Genomic DNA, 15,550 nt, shown 5'->3' with positions numbered 1-15,550 from the left:
GCTACGGTGGACCGGCCCGCCCGCTTTCCCGGTGGGCGGTCCCGGGATTCGCCGCTGCCGTAAGGCCGGTGACACGGGCATCACGCACGCACGAGGTGGGGGCACAACAGCGCCATGGCACAGGGCACGGTCCAGGTGACGCACACCGGCACATCGCGGTGGCGGCGCCGCACAGGCGAATACGCCTCCCTCACCGCAGCCCTGGAGGCCGCGGCCGACGGTGATGTCCTCACCATCGCGCCGGGCACCTACCGGGAGAATCTGGTCCTGCACCGCGCGGTGACCCTGCGCGGACCCGAGGGTTCCGTCGGCTCCGTCCGGATCGCCCCGCCCGACGGGGTCCCGCTGACCGTCCGCGCCTCCGCCGTCGTCACGGACCTGCATGTGGAGGGCCAGGACTCGACGGCCCCCGCACTGCTCGTCGAGGACGGCGCACCGGACATCGCGGACCTGCGGATCGTCACCCGTTCCGCCGCCGGGATCGAAGTGCGCGGTACGGCCCGGCCGACCGTGCGCCGCTGCACGGTCGACAACCCCGCCGGGGTCGGCATCGCCGTACTCGACGGCGCGGGCGGGGTGTTCGAGGAGTGCGAGGTCGTCTCCGCCGGGCAGTCCGGGATCTCGGTCCGCGACGGCGCGCATCCACGGCTGGAGCGCTGCCGGGTCCACCACGCGTCGGGCGCGGGCCTCAGCGTCACCGGCGAAGGAAGCGCCCTGGAGGGCGTCGGCTGCGAGGTGTACGAGATCAAGGGCAGCGGGATACAGGTGACCGCGCGTGCGGCCGCCCATCTCACCGACTGCACGGTGCACCGCACTTCGGCGGACGGTGTCACGCTCGACACCGACGCGGTACTGACGCTCGCCGACTGCGACATCCACGACATCCCGGAGAACGCGGTGGACCTGCGTTCCCGTTCGGTCCTCACCCTGACCCGCTCCACGGTGCGCCGCTTCGGCCGCAACGGCCTCTCGGTCTGGGATCCCGGCACCCGGGTCGACGCCAACCAGTGCGAGATCCACGACAGTACGGGCGACTACCCGGCGGTCTGGGTGAGCGACGGGGCGACGGTGATACTGGACTCCTGCCGGGTCCATGACGTGCCGGACGCCATCTTCGTGCTCGACCGGGGCTCGCGCGCCGACGTCGTCGACAGCGATCTGTCCCAGGTCCGCAACACCGCGGTGTCGGTGAGCGACGGGGCGACGGCGCAGCTGGACGACTGCCGCATCCGTGAGGCGTCCACCGGCGCCTGGTTCCGCGACCACGGCAGCGGGGGCACGCTGAACAACTGCACCATCGACACGGCGCAGACCGGAGTGATCGTCACCAAGGGCGCCGACCCGACGATCGAGCGCTGCACGGTCACCTCGCCCGCCGAGGCCGGTTTCTACGTCTCCGCCGAGGGCCGCGGCACGTTCAACAGCTGCCGGGTCACCGGCAGCGACGGCTACGGTTTCCATGTGATGGACGGCTGCCGTACGACGCTGACCCGTTGCCGGACCGAGCGGTGCGCCCGCGGTGGCTACGAGTTCGCCGAGCCCGCCGTCGCGCACGGCGACGGCCAGGGAACCGGACCCGTGGTGGAGGACTGCACGAGCGACGAGAGCGCGCTGCGCTCCCCCGCTCCCCCGGTGCCCACCGTGCTGACGGCGACCCAGTCGGCCCCAGGACTGCTCGGCGGCGTTCCCGGACAGCGCGCCGTCGAGCCCGCCCCGGCCGAGGTGCCCGCCACCGCGCCGGCGCGCGGGTCGGACGCGGTGCTCGGGGAACTGGACGCGCTGGTGGGCCTGGACAGCGTCAAGCGGGAGGTACGCGCCCTCACCGACATGATCGAGGTGGGCCGGCGGCGCCAGGAGGCCGGGCTCAAGGCGGCGTCCGTCCGCCGCCATCTCGTCTTCACCGGCTCCCCCGGCACCGGGAAGACCACCGTGGCCCGGCTGTACGGCGAGATCCTCGCCTCGCTCGGGGTGCTGGAGCGGGGCCATCTGGTCGAGGTGTCCCGTGTCGATCTGGTCGGTGAGCACATCGGCTCGACCGCCATCCGGACCCAGGAGGCCTTCGACCGGGCGCGCGGCGGGGTGCTGTTCGTCGACGAGGCGTACGCCCTGTCGCCCGAGGACTCCGGCCGGGACTTCGGCCGGGAGGCGATCGACACGCTGGTGAAGCTGATGGAGGACCACCGGGACGCGGTGGTCGTCATCGTCGCCGGCTACACCCACGAGATGGAGCGGTTCCTCACCGTCAACCCCGGCGTGGCGTCCCGTTTCTCCCGGACCATCACCTTCAGCGACTACGAGCCCGCCGAGTTGCTGCGCATCGTGGAGCAGCAGGCCGAAGAGCACGAGTACAGCCTGGCCTCCGGGACCGGGGAGGCACTGCTGAAGTACTTCGCCGAGCTGCCGAAGGGGCCGGCGTTCGGCAACGGCCGTACCGCGCGCCAGACCTTCGAGTCGATGGTGGAGCGGCATGCGGGCCGGGTCGCCCAGCTCGCCGAGCCGAGCACGGACGACCTGACCCTGCTCTACCCGGAAGACCTGCCCGAACTGCCCTGAGTCCGCGAGGTCTTGGTGGTGTCCTCCCCGTCGGACTGGCGGGGCAGGACCGGGTCCAGCCGTTCCAGGAGCGCGGCCCGCTCCTGGGCGAAGACCGGGTCGGCCTGGTAGTCCGAGTGCCCCAGAACGGCTTCGGGCAGCGGATGCTCGCGGGTCCGCCCGTAGACCAGGGGGTCCTTCAGCGGCCCTCGGTCGACCTCGGGCCCGGGGCCCTCGTCGAGCCGGACCCGGCCGCCGATCGGGTCGGTGGCCCGCCACAGGTTGCGCCAGCAGTGCACGGAGCGGTGCAGGGCGTGCAGCGGCCCGGGGCCGAAGTAGGCCGGGAACCAGCGCGCGTACAGTCGCTCGATCGGCGAGCCGTAGGTGAGCAGGGCGACCCGGCTGCGGGTCTCGGCGGGCAGCTGCCAGACCGCGGACGCGGCGAGGACGCTGCCCTGGGAGTGCCCGGAGATGACGAGCCTGCCCCGGGTGAGCGCGGTCCAGGCGGACATCCGTGACGCCAGGTCGGGGACGGCCCGCTCGGCGTAGCAGGGCGGCGCGAAGGGGTGGGCGGCACGCGGCCAGAACGTACCGACGTCCCAGAGGATGCCGATGGTGCGCCGGGCCGAGGCGTCGCGGTAGGCGCGCCGTCCCCAGGTGACGAAGAGTATGAAGCCGAGTCCGACCATCCAGGAGCCGGTGGACTGCGCGGCCTGGGCGACGGACTCGGCGAACGGGCCGCTGCCCTTCATCGCGAGTCCTGGCACCTGGCCGCTCGCCCAGGCCCCGAAAACCGCTGCCGCGCCGAGCAACAGGGTGGCGGCGCAGACCGGGCCGAGGATCCAGGGCGCGGAGTCGGTGAGGGCGGCCGTGGCCTGGATGCGGGCGATCTGCCGGGTGCGGGCCGGGTCCGGCCGTTCGTCCTCGTACGCCCGGTCGATCTCCGGCTCCAGGGCGCGGGCGGCGAGCCAGGTCCGTACGAGCAGCACCAGGGCGGGGACGGCCAGCAGCACCAGGAGCACGGGGATGACCGACGCCTGCCAGCTGAGCAGTACCGGCGGGCCCTCGATGACGGAGCTCCGGCCCATGCCGGGGGTGCCGGGGCCGTCGAGCCAGTCGGCGACGCGCTGGGAGACCCCGCCGCTCATCACGCCGCCGAGGGCGCAGGCGAGCATCGCGACCACGGGCCCGCCGAGTCCGTACATGACGGTGCGGGGTTCTGGGGTCCGGCGGTACAGGCTCAGTGACACCACGGCGAGTACGACGACGAGTGTCCCCTGGGCGAGGGTGATGACGCTGAAGGCGACATCGCCGGGCAGGGCGCCGGCCGAGGTCCAGTCGGGACGGGACCAGGCGGCGTACGCCGCGGCGAGGACCAGCAGGGTCAGGGCCGCGCCGGGCAGGTAGGTGATGAGGGCGCGGTCGAGCCGGTTGTCCAGGCGCCGTTCGCTGCGGCCGCGGCGGCAGACCACCCAGAGCACGACGAGCCCGCCCAGGACCAGTGCCGCCTCGAACAGCCGGCCGATGATGCCGGGTACGGGTCCGGTGACGGCCCGGTCGTGGCGGGCCGCGGCGCCCGCGACCGAGGCGGCGACGGTCAGGAATCCGGCGGCGGTGTGGGCGGCGCGCAGCCGGGCGACCAGACGGCGGCCGTACCAGAATCCGGGCCGGCCGAGGGCGGGGCGGACGACGGGCCCGGTGCCGGTGGTGGCCGGGGCGGGTGCAGGCGTGGGGTCGAGGTCGTCCGGTTCGGTTCCGGTGAGCGGGCGCTGTGATTCGTACGCGCTCCAGGTCCGGTTGGACAGGAACCAGAGCAGCGCCACCAGGGCGGTGGGCACCAGGGCGGCCAGGGCGAGCCTGCGGCCCGGCTGGGACCACCAGCCGCCCTGTGCCGTCGACAGGAAGCCGAGCCAGGACCGCTGGTTCGAGCAGTCCGGTACGCCCGCGCACTGCCAGGCCGCCAGGTCGAGCGCGACCTCGCAGGCCGCCGCGGTCAGCAGCACCGTGAGGCTGAGCGCGAGGAGCCGGACGAGGACGCCGTACAGGCGCACCGTGCGGGTACGGGAGCGGGCGGTGGGGCGCATCCAGTGGGCGAGGTTGACCACCATGAACGGGAGCAGCAGCAGCCACAGGGCGCGGGAGCCGTTGCCGGAGGTCAGGTTGGACCAGCAGTAGGCCTCGGGGATGGGGCGGTCGCGGTACCGCTCCGGGTGCTGTTCGGCGTCCGTGTCCTCGGCCCGCCGGTAGATGGCGGCGGTCGCGTCGCCGGTGATCCGGACGGTACGCGGGTCGTCGAGCATCTCCTGGGGGGTGGCGCCGCCCACGCCGTGGACCAGGAGTTCCAGCGCGGGCCCGGGGCTCTGCGGGGCCTGGGTGGCAGGTGGCACGGGAGTGGCTCGCTCTCTCGGTCGTGGGGGGTTCGGTGCGCGGTCACCAGAATCGCGGAAAGGGGCCGGTGGCCGCACCGCTCTCACCGAATCTCCCCAGTGCGGCGGCCGGCGACACCGCGTGGCAGGATGACCCCGTTCGAAGAGACTGCTGCACGGCCATCGGGAAGGACCGGACCCGGCGTTGAGCGACAATCAGAACCTGCTCGCGGAGCAGCGGCGCGCCCTGATCCTCGACGAGGTGCGCAGGCGCGGCGGGGTCCGGGTCAATGAGCTGACCCGCAAGCTGAACGTCTCCGACATGACGGTGCGCCGGGACCTGGACGCATTGGCCCGCCAGGGGGTCATCGAGAAGGTGCACGGCGGGGCCGTGCCGGTGGTCGAGGCCAGTACGCACGAGCCCGGTTTCGAGGCCAAGTCGGCGCTGGAACTGACCGCCAAGGAGGACATCGCGCGGGCGGCGGCGGCCATGGCGGTGCCCGGCAGCGCGATCGCGCTCTCCGGCGGCACGACGACGTACGCGCTCGCCCAGCAGTTGCTGGACGTACCGGATCTGACGGTGGTGACCAACTCGGTGCGGGTCGCCGATGTCTTCCACACCGCGCAGCGGTCGGGGAGCGCGGCAGGGGCCCGGCCCGGGGCCGCCACGGTGGTGCTGACCGGCGGGGTGCGGACCCCCTCGGACTCGCTGGTCGGTCCGGTCGCCGATCAGGCGATCGCCTCCCTCCACTTCGATGTGCTGTTCCTCGGCGTGCACGGGATCTCGGTGGAGGCCGGTCTCTCGACGCCGAATCTGGCGGAGGCCGAGACCAATCGCCGTTTCGTCCAGTCCGCGCGGCGGGTGGTGGTGGTCGCCGACCACACCAAGTGGGGGACGGTCGGCCTGAGTTCGTTCGCTTCGCTGGACCAGGTGGACACCTTCGTGACGGACGCGGGGCTGTCGGCCGCCGCCCGTGCGGAGATCGAGGAGCATCTGCCGGGGCTGGTGGTGACCGGCCCGGTCGCGGAGGGCGGCTCCTGAGCTGCTGTCGGACCCCGGGCGGATTCCGTTCGGCTCGCGCCGGGCGGTGTCCGGGCCCTTAGGATCGTGCTGTGGCCGTCTTCCGGATCGAGTGCTTCACCTCCTTGCCCGCCGCCGAGTCCTGGCGCCGGGTGACGGACTGGGAACGGCACGCCGCGCACGTACCGCTGACCACGATCACCGTCCCCACGGGGCTGCCGACCGGTGTCGGAACCGTTTTCGTGGCGCGTACGGGCGTGGGGCCGCTGGGGTTCGACGACCCGATGGAAGTGGTGCGGTGGACACCGCCCGCAGCCGGGCGCGCGGGGCTGTGCCGGCTGGAGAAGCGCGGTTCGCTGGTGCGGGGCCGGGCGTCGATCGATGTGTATCCGACGGATTCCGGTTCGCATGTGGTGTGGGTGGAGGAGCTGGGCGTGCGGCTGCTGCCGCGGTGGTGCGATCCGCTGATCGCCGGGGCGGGCCGCCGGGTCTTCGGCCGGGTGCTCGACAGCATGCTGGACCGTCCGGCGCGGCACCGCCCGTAGCGTGCGTCCGGAGCCGGCCCCGGACGCTCCGGGGTACGGCAGCCGCACGGACCACGACATCTGACGACACGTCAGCTATGGTGTGGCGCGACCCCGTCCGCCGCCGACCGCACGGGAGGTGCGTTCCATGCCACGCCGACTCCGTTCCGTGGAGCTCGAGTTCGTCGAATCCGCTCCGCTGCGGCTGGTCTTCGCCGCCGAGGTGTCCGCGGCCCCCGAGGAGGTCTACCGGGCGCTCGCCGACGATGTGCCGGGCTGGCCGGGCTGGTTCACGGCGGTGACGTCCGCCCGGCCCACCGAGGACGGCGCGGGCCGTGAGGTCCGGCTCAAGGGCGGCTTCGTGATCCAGGAGACGATCATGGCGGCGGAGCCCGGTAAGCGGTACGCCTACCGGGCCGACCGGACCAACGCCCCAGGCATGCGGGCCCTCCTGGAGGAGTGGCGGCTCACCCCGGCCGGGACCGGGACGCTGGTGCAGTGGACGTTCGCCGCCGACGGTTCCGCACCGTTCCGCTTCACCCTGCGGCTGGCCCGGTCCGGGGTGGGCCGCTCCTTCCGGGACGCGGTCCGCGAGCTCGACCGGCGGCTGACCGGATCCGCGGCCTGAGACCCCGCGCGGCGCGCCCGTGCCCCGTGCCACGCCGGCGGTCGGGGCCGGCGGTCAGGGCCAGTTGCCGTCGGCCAGGAAGGAGTCGATGGTCGCCGTGTACGGTGCGATGTCCAGGCCCTGCGCGGCGAGCCAGCTGTCGGAGTAGTACTTGTCGAGATAGCGGTCGCCCGGGTCGCAGATCAGGGTGACGACGCTGCCCGTGCTGCCCTGCTCGACCATTTCGGCGACCAGTTTGAACGCGCTCCACAGCCCGGTGCCGGTGGAGCCGCCGGCCTTGCGGCCGATGGCCTGCTCCAGGGCGCGCACGGCCGCGACGCTGGCCGCGTCCGGCACCTTCATCATCCGGTCGATGGCCCCGGGCACGAAGCTCGGCTCCATCCGGGGCCTGCCGATGCCCTCGATCCGGGAGCCGCAGTCGCTGGTGGCCAGGGGATCGTGCCGGGTCCAGCCGTCGAAGAAGCAGGAGTTCTCCGGGTCGGGCACACAGATCAGGGTGTCGAACTGCATGTAGTGCACATAGCGGGCGATGGTCGCCGAGGTGCCGCCGGTGCCCGCCGTGGCGACGATCCACGTCGGCTCCGGATAGCGCTCCAGCCTCAGCTGCTGGTAGATCGACTCGGCGATGTTGTTGTTGCCGCGCCAGTCGGTGGCCCGCTCGGCGTAGGTGAACTGGTCCATGTAGTGGCCGCCGGTCTCCGCGGCGAGCCTGGCGGACTCCTCGTACATCTTCCGCGAGTCGTCGACGAAATGACATCGGCCGCCGTGGAATTCGATCAGCCGGCACTTCTCGGGGCTGGTGGTGCGGGGCATCACGGCGATGAACGGCACACCGATCAGCTTGGCGAAGTACGCCTCCGAGACGGCCGTCGAACCGCTGGACGCCTCGATCACCGGCTTGCCCGGCCGGATCCAGCCGTTGCAGAGCCCGTAGAGGAAGAGCGAGCGGGCCAGCCGGTGCTTGAGGCTGCCGGTGGGATGCGTCGATTCATCCTTGAGGTAGAGGTCGATGCCCCACGCCTCGGGCAGCGGGAAGAGCAGCAGATGGGTGTCGGCGGAGCGGTTGGCGTCGGCCTGGACCTTGCGTACCGCCTCCTTCAGCCAGGCCCGGTACCCGGGGTCGGAGCGGTCGATGTCGATCGTCGCAGCGGCCCGGCCCTCGCCGCCGTGCTTCTCGGTGCCCATCATCGCGTTCCTCCTCGTGTCACCATCACTCCACCGACAACCGTATTCCCCCTACCTGCACAAACGTTCACTTTGATGCTCCATAGCCCTGCCTTGGCGTCAACCGGCCCGGAGCCTTGGCACCGGACCGGCACGCGGCCTGGCGTGCCGGTACATGTTTGTGCAGACTTCCCATCAGAAGTGTCACGAAGGGGGCGAAGCAACCATGTCGGAAACGGAGTTCAGTGCGACGGGGGTACGGATCGAGCGGTGGGCCCGCTCGCTCACGAGGGCCGGGCAGGTGATCGTCAAGGACGGCAGACTGGCCCTGCTCACCAGCAACGGGCGGGAGATCGACAGCGCCCCGGTGGTGACGGTGAGCGCGGGCAGGCCGTGGTTCGCCGGAGCCGGCGCGGCCGTGGCCCGCCTCAACGGGACGCGGTACCGGCTGACGATGGGGCAGCGCAACCGCGGTCCGGACCGGGGCGGACCGGCCCGCCGGTTCCTCGAAACGCTGCGCAGCGCGGGTGGACGGATGACCTGATACCGGCGGCCGCGCCGGGACATCGCGAGTTGCGGAGCCGTGACCCCTGGGCGACATTGGACACGTCACTCATGGTTCACCGGCGGTGACACTGTGATCCACACCGCCGGGCCCGGATCAGCGGCCGGCCGGCCGCGGGATCCGTTCCTCCGTCTTCTTCCGGACCTATTTCGGGGAGTCGCAGCCGTGATCAGCGAGCCAAGCAGGCACTGCACGGTGGAGCTCCAGGCCCTGCCGTCGCGGATCGGTCAGGTCCGCAGAATCATCTCGGCGCAGTTGCGCTACTGGCATCTCGATCCTCTGATCGACCAGGCCGCGCTCGGCGTCACCGAGCTGCTGACCAATGTCCACCGGCATGCCCAGCCGGACAAATCATGCACCGTCGAGATCGAGTTGCTGCTCGAACGGCTGACGGTGTCCGTCCACGACCACGACCCACGGCTGCCGACCGTGCGTGAGCCCAGCGCGTCCAGTACCTCGGGGCGCGGGCTCGCGCTGATCGCCGCGGTCAGCGAGAGCTGGGGGGTCCGTCCGAGGGGCGGGGCCGGGAAGGTCGTCTGGTTCACCCTTCCGGCTCCTCCCCGGAGCTCCTTGCTCGCCCCGCACCCGGTGTACGGGGCCACCACCGACGGGCCGTTCGAGCTGGACTCCGTCATATACCTGGAGAGCGGCACGCCTTCCGCCGCGCGGTCGGCGGTGGTCGGCTGACATGCCGGGCCCGGGCGGGGAAGACCGTGACGTGACGAGGAGGGGCGAGGCGCCGGACCGCGCCTCGCCCCTCCTCGCTGCGCGCTACTGCGCGGCGATCGCGCGGAGCACGTTCAGCCGTGCGGCCCGGTGGGCGGGGCGCAGGCCCGCCAGCGCTCCGGCGGCGACCCCCACGAGGGCGACCACCAGGAGCCGCAGCGGCGGCAGGTCGAACGCGACGGCGGTGTCGCCCGCCGACGCCTCGACCAGCACCCAGCCGAGGAAGCCGCCGAGCAGCAGTCCGCCCGCCGTACCGAACGCGGCCACCAGTACGGACTCCCAGCGGACCATCGAGCGCAGCTGGCTCCGGGTCTGGCCCACGGCTCGCAACAGGCCCAGCTCCCTGGTGCGTTCGTGCAGGGCCAGGGTGAGCGTGTTGGCGATGCCCAGCAGGGCGATCAGTACGGCGAGTGCCAGCAGGGCGTAGACCAGGGTGAGCATCATGTCGATGGCGCCGGCCGAGGACCGCGCGTACTCGTCGCGGGTCTGTACCTCCGGGTTGCCGTACGCCGCCGCGGTCTTCGCGACCGCCGCCTTGCCGTCGGCGGTGGACACGCCGGGTGCGAAGGAGACTGCGATCAGCGAGTCGGAGTCCTGTGCGCGGTGCGGGGCCCAGGCCTGGCGGGTGATGACGTAGTCGCCCGCCAGTTCCGAGTGGTCGTAGACGGCACGGACGGTGAAGTCGTGCCGTGTGCCGTCGGTGAAGCCGAGCCGGACCGAGGATCCAGGGTGCAGGTCGCGCTTCGCGGCCTCGGCGCCGGAGACGGCGATCCCGTCCGTGCCCAGCCCCGTGAGCGAGCCGTCGACCCGGCCGAGGTCGAAGACCCTGCCGAGGGCGGCCGGGTCGGTGACGGTCAGGGCGCGTCCCGCGCCGTCGACCTTTGCGACCCCCTTGCCCAGGCCGACGGCGGTCGCGACCTGCGGCAGCCGGTCGACAGCCGGGGCGAGCCCGGGGCTCAGGCCGCTGCCGCCCGCGCCGAAGGCGGGCGCGCTGATGGCGACATCGCCCGCGAAGGAGCGGTCGACGGTCTGGTTCATGGTCGCCTTCAGCGATGCGCCGAAGACGGTGAAGAGGGAGACCACGGCGACGCCGATCATCAGCGCGGTCGCGGTGGCCGCGGTCCGCCGGGGGCTGCGCAGTGCGTTGCGCCGGGCCAGCCCGCCGGTGACGCCGCGCAGCCGGCCGAGCGGGGCTCCGAGGACCCGTATCGCGTACGTGGCGGCGGCCGGTCCGAGGACCACGAACGCGGCGAGCGCCGCCACCGCACCGGCCGCCGACAGCTGGACCGACGAGGTGGCCAGGGTGCCGGTCAGGATGGCGCCGACGGCGGCCACCAGCAGCACGAGTCCGGTCAGGGCCCTGGTCCGGGACGCCCCGGAGTCGTCGACGGCGCTCTCCCGCAGGGCGGCGAGCGGCGCGGTGCGGCCGGCCCGGACGGCGGGCAGCAGGGCTGAGCCGACGCAGACCAGGATGCCCACGGCGAGCGGCAGCAGCAGGGAGACGGCGCCGATCACCAGCGCGCCGTCGGGGAACGGGAAGCCGACGGCGGGGAAGAGGGCCCGCAGTCCGGCGGCGATGCCGATGCCACCGGCCAGGCCCGCGGCGGAGGCGATCACGGCGACCGCGGTCGCCTCGACGAGGGTCGCGGTGACGACCTGGCGGCGTGCGGCGCCCAGCGCGCGCAGCAGCGCGTTCTCCCGGGTCCGCTGGGCGACGACGATGGCGAAGGTGTTGTGGATGGAGAAGGTGGCGACGAGCAGCACGATCCCGGAGAACACCAGGAGCAGCGTGGTGAACAGGCCGAGGAAGGCGCCGGAGATCATGTCCCGGTTCTCGGCCGCCGCTGCCTGTCCGGTGACGGCCTCGACGCTCCTGGGCAGCACGGGCCGCAGCGCGTCGACCAGTTCCTGCTGGCTGGTGCCGGGGCCGGCGCGGACCAGGATCGCCGATGCCTCGCCGGGCTTCGGCGTCAGGTACTTCTCGGCGTCGGCCAGGGTCATGGCCGTGTAGGTGACCTGCCCCATGCCGTCCTGGCCGCCGAACGTGGCCAGTCCGACGATCCTCACGTGTACGGGGTCGGGGGTGCGCAGCACGGTCGTGTCGCCGATCCTGAGCCCGCCCCGGTCGGCGGTGCCACGGTTGACGACGACCTCACCGGGGGCGGCGGGGGCGCGTCCGGCGGCGAGCCGGTACGGGTTGAGTTCCGGGTCGTCGATCCAGTTGCCCGCGAGGGTGGGCGGGCCCTGGCCGCCGATCGGCTTGCCGTCGGTGCCGACGAGCTGGCCGGCGCCCTGGATGTCGGGGGCCGCCGCGGCGACGCCGGGGGTCCGTTCGATCTGCTTCACCAGTGCGGTGCTCACCGGCTGCCGGGTGCCCCGGGCCTCACCGGCGACGGTGACCACGTCCGTGCCGCGCACGACGGCGTCGGTGCCGGCGTTGGCGTCGGCGAACATGGTGTCGAAGTTGGCGCGCAGGGTGTCGCCCATGACGAGCGTCCCGGTGAGGAACGCGACTCCGAGCAGGACGGCGACGAACGTACCGGCGAAACGGCGCTTGTGGGCGCGGAGCAAGGAGATGCTCAGGCGTACCGAGGCCCGGGTGCTGTTCATGCCGTCACCGCCTGCGTGAGGGGTGGGGGGCGAAGGACTTGAAGCGGTCGAGCACGCGCTCCGCCGTGGGGTCGGGCATCCGGTCGACGAGCCGGCCGTCGGCGAGGAAGACGACTTCGTCGGCGTGGGCGGCGGCGACCGGGTCATGGGTGACCATCACGACCGTACGGGCGGTCCGCCGGACGGTGCTGCCGAGCAGCCGGAGCACTTCCTGACCGGAGCGGGAGTCGAGGTTGCCGGTCGGTTCGTCGGCGAAGACGACGTCGGGACTGCCCGCGAAGGCCCGCGCCACCGCCACCCGCTGCTGCTGTCCGCCGGACAGCTCGCCGGGCCGGTGGTGCAGGCGGTCCCGGAGCCCGACGGTGTCGATGAGGGTGTCGAGCCACTCGGGGTCGGACCGCTCCCCCGCGAGGTCCAGGGGAAGGGTGATGTTCTCCGCGACGGTGAGCGTCGGCAGGAGGTTGAAGGACTGGAAGACGAAGCCGATCCGGCTCCGGCGGAGCAGGGTCAGCCTGCGGTCGTCGAGCGCGCTGATGTCGGTCTCCCCGATGAAGGCGGAGCCCGAGGTGAGCGTGTCGAGTCCGGCGGCGCAGTGCATCAGGGTGGATTTGCCGGATCCGGAGGGTCCCATGATCGCGGTGAAGCGCCCGGCCGGGAAGTCGACGCTCACCCCGTCCAGTGCCCTGACCCGGGTGTCGCCCGCGCCGTAGAGCTTCACCGCGTCGACGACCCGGGCGGCGGCGGGCGCGGAGGTGGGGGTGGGGGTGGGGGTGGGGGTGGGCTCGGAGGTGGGGGCGGTGGTGGTCATGCCACGCCTCCCCTGCTGCCGCGGCCGAACTGTTCGTCCAGGACGGAGAGCCGGCGCCAGTACTCGTCCTCGTCGATCTCGCCGGCCGCGAAACGCCCGCCGAGCAGGGTGATCGGCGACGGTTCGGCAGGTGCTTCCCGGGTGGTACGGGCCTGCCAGGATCCTCGTCGGCCGCGCCACGCGGTACGGCGCAGCAGAGTGACACCGCCGATGACGACGGCCGCCCAGAAGAGCGGGAAGAGGAGGATCCAGGGCCCGGGTCCACCGCTGTACGCCAGGGTGTTCATCTCGGTCGGCTCCCTCGGTTCAGGGGTTCGTGGTCAGGTTTTCCTGACGCTTCCGAGCCTCGCCAAAAGAGGCGTCCGAGTCGTCGTACGGCCAGCGGCCGTGCGCGTACCCCCTCGGGAGTACGTGGCGCCGCCTCGGCTGCTCCCGACGGTGACCGGGACGATCGGCCGGCTGCGCGGCCGACTCGCCGGGATCGGTCCAGGCGCGCCGGTACGTCCGAGGACGCTCGTACTCCGTACGCCGCTGACTGCCGTCCCGTCCCGTCCCCGGGTGACCCCGGCGTGCCCGCGAGCGCCCGCGCCGTGGTTCATGCCGTCATTTCTCGCTTCGTCCAGGGCGGTCATCTCTGCGCAGCGAAGCCCCGGCCCGACCAGGACCTCCTGCGTGAGGGGGCGCGAACGCATGAGTCTTGACACCGCGCCGCAGGGTGATGCTTCATGTAGCCGATCACGATCATGCCGGGCCCAACTGGGCCTGCCTGAAAGGAAATTGGGGCCAATTCCAGGTTTCTGTCCTGTTGCCCGAGCCCCACACCGAACCCAGAAGGCGGTTCAACTGTGCGCTCTTCGCGGAAGGTTCTGCTCACCGTAGCGGCCGCAGCATCACTGACTCTGTTCAACCCGACCACTGCGTTCGCCGCCTATTTCGGCACGGAAACGGACTACGCGGCCAACTACACACCCGGAGATGTCGACCAGCACTGGACTTGTTCACAGGCCAAGGGCGCCTATGTCTGCTTCACGGGCCTCGGGGACTACATCAAGGTGTATGACGAAGCGGGCGATGGCTATGCCGCAGTTGCCGAGTGGGATGACCTGGACTCGACCAGGTCGGGTTCCTGCGTCAACAAGTTGAGTGCGGGGTCGGTGGGGACGTGCAACAAGAACTTCACCGAAGGGCATACGATCCGCCTCCGGGCCGCACTCTATGACAGCGGTGAACCGGTGGGCACCAAGGGTGCCTGGGTCGAAGGCAACGCCTAGAGCCTTTCGTCCGGACCGGGCCGGCTCCCTGACCCGGCCCGATCCGGACGAGAGGCCCTGACGGCCGTCCTTCCGTCAGGCCAGCGCGGCCAGCGGGTCGTCCAGCACCGGCTGCCAGGCCAGTTCGGCCGCACCCACCAGGCTGTTGTGGTTGAGCGTGCACGGCAGGATGGGGACGCTGCCGCTCCGTCCCCACAGGCTGCGGTCGGCGACCACCGCACGCAGCCGCTCCGGGTCCGCGTCGAGCAGGGCGCGGTGGAGTCCGCCGAGGATGATGCGGTCCGGGTTGAGGATGTTGACCAGGCCGGCCAGCCCGAGGCCGAGCCGGTCGATCAGCTCCTCGGCCGCACCCCGCACCGCGGCGTCCTCGTACTCCGTGCGCAGCAGGTCACCGGCCTGCTTGAGCAGCGACTCCTCCGGGCCGGGTTCGCGGCGGGCGGCGACGAGGAAGGCCAGCGGGTCGGTCTCGACGTCCAGGCAGCCGCGCCCGCCGCAGTGGCAGGGGCGCCCCTCGGGATTGACCGTGAGATGGCCCACTTCCAGCGCGAGTCCCGAACTCCCGGTGTGCAGGCGGCCGTCGAGGACGAGCGCGCCGCCCACTCCCCGGTGGCCGGTGGCCACGCAGAGCAGGTGCTGGGCGCCGCGGCCGGCGCCGTGCCGGTGTTCGGCGAGCGCGGCGAGGTTGACGTCGTTCCCGGTGAACGCCGGTCCGGGGATGCCCGCTTCGCGTACGCATTCGGCGAAGATCTCGCTCACCGGGGCGCCGGCCTGCCAGGCGATGTGCAGCGGGTTGAGCGCGGTGCCCTCCGGTTCGGCGACCGCCGACGGCACCGCGAGCCCCGCACCGACGCAGCGCAGTCCGCTGTCCCGCAGCAACCGGGCACAGTCGTCGACCACTTCGCCGATGACCTGGGCCGGGTCCGCCGTGACGGTGACGCGGCCGGGAGCGGTGGCCACCAGCCGCCCGCCCAGTCCGACGAGCGCGGCGCGGAATCCGTCGGCGTGCACCTGGGCGGCGATGGCGACGGGACCGGACTCCCGGACGGACAGCCGGTGCGAGGGGCGGCCCTGCGATCCGGCGGCGGAACCGGGCCGGGAGTCGACCCGGATCAGGCCGAGCGCCTCCAGTTCCGCGGCGACCGCACCGGCTGTCGCCCGGGTGACCCCGAGCTCGGAGGTGAGGACGGAGCGGGTGGGCGCACGCCCGGTATGGACCAGTTCCAGTGCGGGTCCGAGCGCGCTGCGGCCCCTCTCCAACTTTGTCCGGGTGGTGGACACCTTGCCGTTCATGGGGGCGAGTCTCCCACGGTCCTGGGGTACGGCCGACGCCCCGGT

13 protein-coding genes are annotated in these 15,550 nt (G+C 72.5%); 7 read left to right on the top strand and 6 right to left on the bottom strand.

Annotation, left to right across the window (positions count from 1 at the left end):
* The first annotated feature begins 114 nt into the window (after positions 1-114).
* Entirely contained in the window at positions 115-2,553 is a 2,439-nt protein-coding gene (locus OG842_RS35435; RefSeq protein WP_266734998.1) for a right-handed parallel beta-helix repeat-containing protein, read from the top strand.
* On the opposite strand, the gene OG842_RS35430 is transcribed toward OG842_RS35435, so the two are convergent.
* Positions 2,523-4,919 (bottom strand): hypothetical protein, encoded by a 2,397-nt coding sequence (locus tag OG842_RS35430; protein ID WP_266735000.1) that lies wholly within the window; start codon positions 4,917-4,919, stop codon positions 2,523-2,525. The two genes, OG842_RS35435 and OG842_RS35430, sit on opposite strands and share 31 nt — an antisense overlap.
* Positions 4,920-5,103: 184 nt before the next feature.
* Here OG842_RS35430 and OG842_RS35425 point away from each other — a divergent pair, with 184 nt between their 5' ends.
* From OG842_RS35425 to OG842_RS35415, 3 genes are all read left to right on the top strand, one after another.
* On the top strand, positions 5,104-5,940 hold the full coding sequence (locus OG842_RS35425; RefSeq protein ID WP_266735002.1) for a DeoR/GlpR family DNA-binding transcription regulator: 837 nt from the start codon (positions 5,104-5,106) through the stop codon (positions 5,938-5,940).
* Positions 5,941-6,011: 71 nt separating this feature from the next.
* Positions 6,012-6,464 (top strand): SRPBCC family protein, encoded by a 453-nt coding sequence (locus OG842_RS35420; protein WP_266735003.1) that lies wholly within the window; start codon positions 6,012-6,014, stop codon positions 6,462-6,464.
* 127 nt (positions 6,465-6,591) lie between these two features.
* Positions 6,592-7,071 carry an SRPBCC family protein gene (locus tag OG842_RS35415; RefSeq protein ID WP_266735004.1) on the top strand — a complete coding sequence of 160 codons (480 nt, stop codon included), beginning with the start codon at positions 6,592-6,594 and terminating at the stop codon, positions 7,069-7,071.
* A 54-nt stretch (positions 7,072-7,125) separates the two neighbouring features.
* Here the strand turns inward: OG842_RS35415 and OG842_RS35410 are convergent, their stop codons facing one another.
* A complete protein-coding gene (locus OG842_RS35410) occupies positions 7,126-8,256 on the bottom strand; it encodes a PLP-dependent cysteine synthase family protein (protein WP_266737277.1) in 1,131 nt (376 codons plus the stop codon).
* A 205-nt stretch (positions 8,257-8,461) separates the two neighbouring features.
* Between OG842_RS35410 and OG842_RS35405 the strand changes: the two genes are divergently transcribed.
* Both OG842_RS35405 and OG842_RS35400 read left to right on the top strand, forming a co-directional pair.
* Positions 8,462-8,779, top strand: coding sequence for a hypothetical protein (locus tag OG842_RS35405; protein WP_266735005.1), 318 nt, complete (start codon positions 8,462-8,464; stop codon positions 8,777-8,779).
* A 186-nt stretch (positions 8,780-8,965) separates the two neighbouring features.
* Positions 8,966-9,487 (top strand): ATP-binding protein, encoded by a 522-nt coding sequence (locus tag OG842_RS35400; protein WP_266735006.1) that lies wholly within the window; start codon positions 8,966-8,968, stop codon positions 9,485-9,487.
* An 84-nt stretch (positions 9,488-9,571) separates the two neighbouring features.
* Here OG842_RS35400 and OG842_RS35395 read toward each other — a convergent pair whose 3' ends face one another.
* From OG842_RS35395 to OG842_RS35385, 3 genes are read right to left on the bottom strand one after another with little or no spacing between them, the layout of a single operon-like run.
* On the bottom strand, positions 9,572-12,136 hold the full coding sequence (locus OG842_RS35395; protein WP_266735008.1) for an ABC transporter permease: 2,565 nt from the start codon (positions 12,134-12,136) through the stop codon (positions 9,572-9,574).
* A gap of 4 nt (positions 12,137-12,140) precedes the next feature.
* Positions 12,141-12,944 (bottom strand): ABC transporter ATP-binding protein, encoded by an 804-nt coding sequence (locus tag OG842_RS35390; RefSeq protein ID WP_266735010.1) that lies wholly within the window; start codon positions 12,942-12,944, stop codon positions 12,141-12,143.
* Complete coding sequence (locus OG842_RS35385; RefSeq protein WP_266735011.1) at positions 12,941-13,231, bottom strand: SHOCT domain-containing protein; 291 nt, start codon at positions 13,229-13,231, stop codon at positions 12,941-12,943. The genes OG842_RS35390 and OG842_RS35385 overlap by 4 nt, the downstream gene beginning before the upstream one ends.
* 558 nt (positions 13,232-13,789) lie before the next feature.
* Between OG842_RS35385 and OG842_RS35380 the strand changes: the two genes are divergently transcribed.
* Complete coding sequence (locus OG842_RS35380; protein WP_266735012.1) at positions 13,790-14,215, top strand: hypothetical protein; 426 nt, start codon at positions 13,790-13,792, stop codon at positions 14,213-14,215.
* Between the two features lie 75 nt (positions 14,216-14,290).
* On the opposite strand, the gene OG842_RS35375 is transcribed toward OG842_RS35380, so the two are convergent.
* Positions 14,291-15,505 (bottom strand): ROK family protein, encoded by a 1,215-nt coding sequence (locus OG842_RS35375; RefSeq protein ID WP_266735013.1) that lies wholly within the window; start codon positions 15,503-15,505, stop codon positions 14,291-14,293.
* Between the last annotated feature and the right edge of the window lie 45 nt (positions 15,506-15,550).

Source organism: Streptomyces sp. NBC_00376 (assembly GCF_036077095.1).
Taxonomy (GTDB): Bacteria; Actinomycetota; Actinomycetes; order Streptomycetales; family Streptomycetaceae; genus Streptomyces.
Note: the sequence above shows the minus strand (reverse complement) of the source record. Positions and strands in the feature narration are given on the sequence as shown.

Excerpts from the sequence above, each read along its gene's own strand:
- OG842_RS35435 (WP_266734998.1), top strand. The coding sequence starts at position 115 with ATGGCACAGGGCACGGTCCAGGTGACGCACACCGGCACATCGCGGTGG.
- OG842_RS35415 (WP_266735004.1), top strand. The coding sequence starts at position 6,592 with ATGCCACGCCGACTCCGTTCCGTGGAGCTCGAGTTCGTCGAATCCGCT.
- OG842_RS35410 (WP_266737277.1), bottom strand. The coding sequence starts at position 8,256 with ATGGGCACCGAGAAGCACGGCGGCGAGGGCCGGGCCGCTGCGACGATC.
- OG842_RS35405 (WP_266735005.1), top strand. The coding sequence starts at position 8,462 with ATGTCGGAAACGGAGTTCAGTGCGACGGGGGTACGGATCGAGCGGTGG.
- OG842_RS35395 (WP_266735008.1), bottom strand. The coding sequence starts at position 12,136 with ATGAACAGCACCCGGGCCTCGGTACGCCTGAGCATCTCCTTGCTCCGC.
- OG842_RS35390 (WP_266735010.1), bottom strand. The coding sequence starts at position 12,944 with ATGACCACCACCGCCCCCACCTCCGAGCCCACCCCCACCCCCACCCCC.
- OG842_RS35385 (WP_266735011.1), bottom strand. The coding sequence starts at position 13,231 with ATGAACACCCTGGCGTACAGCGGTGGACCCGGGCCCTGGATCCTCCTC.
- OG842_RS35375 (WP_266735013.1), bottom strand. The coding sequence starts at position 15,505 with ATGAACGGCAAGGTGTCCACCACCCGGACAAAGTTGGAGAGGGGCCGC.